Genomic DNA, 3,317 nt, shown 5'->3' with positions numbered 1-3,317 from the left:
CGACTATGACGTGGATGGTGGTTCGTCGGCGGCGTTACTGCTGATCTGGTTGCGGGCGATGGGTCACCGAGCTACGCTTTATATTCCCGACCGGATTGATGAGGGCTATGGCCCGAACGTCCCGGCGATGCAGACCTTGGCGCGTGACCATGATCTGATCATTTGCGTCGATTGCGGCACATTGAGCCATGAACCGATTGCGGCGGCGAAAGGCGCGGATGTGCTGGTGCTGGACCATCATCTCGGGGCGGAAACGCTGCCTGCGGCGTTGGCCGTCGTCAACCCGAACCGCTGCGACGAAAGCGGAGAGTTGGCGCATCTATGCGCGGCTTCGGTGGTGTTCCTGATGCTCGTGGAGGCGAACCGGCAGTTGCGGGCTGAGGGCGTCGCCGGCCCCGACTTGATGGCGATGCTGGACCTTGTGGCTTTGGCCACCGTCGCCGATGTGGCACCTTTGGTCGGTGTCAACCGCGCCTTTGTGCGGCAAGGCCTGAAGGTGATGGCCCGGCGCGACCGGGTCGGATTGCGCGCGCTCGCCGATGTGGCGCGCATGGATCAGGCACCTAACACCTATGCGTTGGGCTTTCTGCTGGGGCCGCGTGTCAATGCGGGCGGGCGCATCGGGCAGGCCGATCTTGGCGCGCGTCTGCTGGCATGCGATGATCCGGCGGAGGCGGCAGCCTTGGCGGAAAAGCTGGACCTTCTGAACACTGAGCGCCGCGAAATAGAAGCGGCAGTACGCGCGGCGGCCTTGGCGCAAGCGGAAGATCGCGGGCTGGATGCGCCTTTGGTCTGGGCTGCGGGTGCGGGTTGGCACCCCGGCGTTGTCGGGATCGTCGCAGCGCGGATCAAGGATGCGGCACAGCGCCCGGCTGTGGTGATCGGGGTGGAGGATGGCATCGGCAAAGGCTCCGGCAGGTCCATCGCCGGGGTCGATCTGGGGGCAGCGATCCACCGCCTTGTCACCGAAGGGCTGCTTTTACGCGGCGGCGGGCATAAAATGGCGGCGGGGTTGACCGTCGCGGAAGACATGATCCCCGCTGCGATGGCCCGGCTTGGCGAATTGATGGCCAAACAGGGCGCTGGCATGGCCGGTCCTGCGGACTTGCGGCTTGACGGGTTGCTAATGCCATCGGCTGCAACGCCGGAGTTCATTGAGCAGGTCGAGGCTGCCGGCCCCTTTGGTGCGGGCGCCCCTGCCCCGCGCTTTGCCTTTGCGGATCAATCTGTTACCGCGCGCCGCGTTGGTGACAGCCATCTGCGCATCAGCTTCGGCGACGGCATGGGCACGCGCATCGACGGTATCGCCTTTGGTGCCTTTGATGGCCCGCTGGGGCCACTTCTGGACAATCCTGGCCATGCGCGCTTCCATCTTGCCGGGCGGCTGGAGATCAATACATTCGGCGGCCGGTCGAAAGTGCAACTGCGACTGGAAGATGCCGCGCTGGTTTAAAAATTTCCGCCGAAAACGGAAAAATGTCCTTGCGAGTCGCGCCTCGCCCGCATAGATAGCGCCTCACCGACAGCGTGGCCCGTTCGTCTATCGGTTAGGACACCAGGTTTTCAACCTGGGAAGAGGGGTTCGACTCCCCTACGGGCTGCCACTTGCTTGTGTCTAAGTATTTGAATTATCGTATTTAGTTTTCGCTATCACTCTCATCATCCCGCCGATTTTCCCACCAAGTTGATATGCACCGGCGATGAGTCTTCCCTGCTACAATTGTATCTCGATCAGCACCGTATGTGGCGAACCTTTACCAAGTGACGAGACGACACCTCACGAAACTTCACGCAGGCCACCGGCGAGACTCGCACGACTTGACGTCACCCCCTGCACCTAATCCAGTTTGAGGTAGACTCTGGGCCAACCGAAAGGACCAGAGATGAAGCGCAGCAGGTTCACCGAAGATCGGATCATCCGTTGCCCGGCAGGCGATTGCGAAGCAATCTGTCGAGAGGGGGCATTCTGAAGGAGCACGAGGCCGGGATTTCCGTCTCTGATCTGTGCCGCAAGCACGGCGTCAGCGATGCGACCGTCTACAAGTGGAAAGCGAAGTATGGCGGCATGGATGTCAGCGAGAAGCTTCTTCAGCCTGCCGTTCTCATCCTCAAGCGCTTTCAGACGCTTCGCCTCGCTGACATCCATGCTCGACAATTCGGCCTTGAAGGATCTGCTCGGGAAAAAATGGTGACGCCCGCTGCGAAGCGGCAAGCGGTCGCGCATCTGGTGGAGGGCCACGGGATGAGCGAGCGGCGGGCGTGCCAGGTGATTGGCTGTTGCCGGATGACCATGCGCTACGAGGTGGTTCGGTAGGACGACCCGGTGCTGCGAGAGCGGTTGAAGGAACTGGCCAAAGCCCGACGCCGGTTCGGTTATCCGTTGCCCGGCAACGGTTTGCAGGCAAACCATGAGAGGGGGCGGCTGCATGTGTTTCTCCGGCGTGAGGGCCACGAGGTGAACCACAAGCGGCTGTTCCGCATCTACCGGGAAGAGCAGTTGCATGTGCGCCGTCGTGGTGGGCGCAAGCGGGCCATGGGCACACGGGCCCCGATGGTGCTGCCCCTGATGCCAAACCAGCGCTGGTCATTGGATTTTGTGTCGGACCAGATGACGGGTTGTCGCCGGTTCCGGATCATGACCGTGGTAGACGATTGCACGCGTGAATGTCTCGCCCTGATCGCCGACACATCGCTGTCGGGGGCTCGGGTGGCGCGGGAGCTGGCCACTCTGTTCGACACCCGCGGCAAGCCCCAGACGGTGGTCAGCGATAACGGGACAGACTTCACCTCGAACGCGATCCTGAAGTTCGTGGATGATCGCAAGTTTGACTGGCATTACATCGCGCCTGGCAAGCCCGGCAGCGCATGCGTGCATGCGCGAGAGGGGGGCAAGCCCACCCAGAATGCCTTCATCGAAAGCTTCAACGGTCGTCTGCGGGATGAGCTTCTGAACGAGACCCTGTTCCCGTCCCTACACCATGTCCGCGTCACGCTGGCCGCCTGGCGCACCGACTATAACACCGAGCGCCCACACTCACGCCTTGGATGGCAGACGCCCGCCGAGTTCGCCCAAACATTCACCCCGCAACGGGGCCTGACGCTCCGCAATCCGCAAAGCTCCGCGCCAGCCCCCGTTGCTCAACCCGCCCAAATGGGCAACACTCAAACCCGGAGTCTCGCTCACGCTGGATAAAAGTTGGGGGCAACGTCAGCGAGGGACTGGGCATCGAGGTCGACTTTTCTTTGCCAGCGGAACGCGTGATCAGAAGCCTTAACCGTATCATCGAATGGCGCGGAAAGCCCGGCACAATAAGAGT

At 62.1% G+C, this 3,317-nt stretch carries 2 protein-coding genes, 1 tRNA gene and 1 pseudogene; all 4 read left to right on the top strand.

What is annotated here, in order from left to right:
* Nucleotides 1-1,453 (top strand): single-stranded-DNA-specific exonuclease RecJ (gene recJ, locus L0H65_RS16730; protein ID WP_301460349.1); only part of this gene is annotated, 1,453 nt, incomplete at its 5' end.
* A 76-nt stretch (nucleotides 1,454-1,529) separates the two neighbouring features.
* Nucleotides 1,530-1,604: transfer RNA gene (locus L0H65_RS16725), tRNA-Glu, on the top strand.
* Nucleotides 1,605-1,921: 317 nt separating this feature from the next.
* A pseudogene (locus L0H65_RS16720) lies at nucleotides 1,922-2,023 on the top strand (hypothetical protein); the annotation flags it as partial.
* A gap of 300 nt (nucleotides 2,024-2,323) precedes the next feature.
* Nucleotides 2,324-3,193 carry an IS3 family transposase gene (locus L0H65_RS16715; RefSeq protein ID WP_301460348.1) on the top strand — a complete coding sequence of 290 codons (870 nt, stop codon included), beginning with the start codon at nucleotides 2,324-2,326 and terminating at the stop codon, nucleotides 3,191-3,193.
* Nucleotides 3,194-3,317: the final 124 nt, after the last annotated feature.

Source organism: Pseudorhodobacter sp., assembly GCF_030452865.1.
Taxonomy (GTDB): domain Bacteria; phylum Pseudomonadota; class Alphaproteobacteria; order Rhodobacterales; family Rhodobacteraceae; genus Pseudorhodobacter.
Note: the sequence above shows the minus strand (reverse complement) of the source record. Positions and strands in the feature narration are given on the sequence as shown.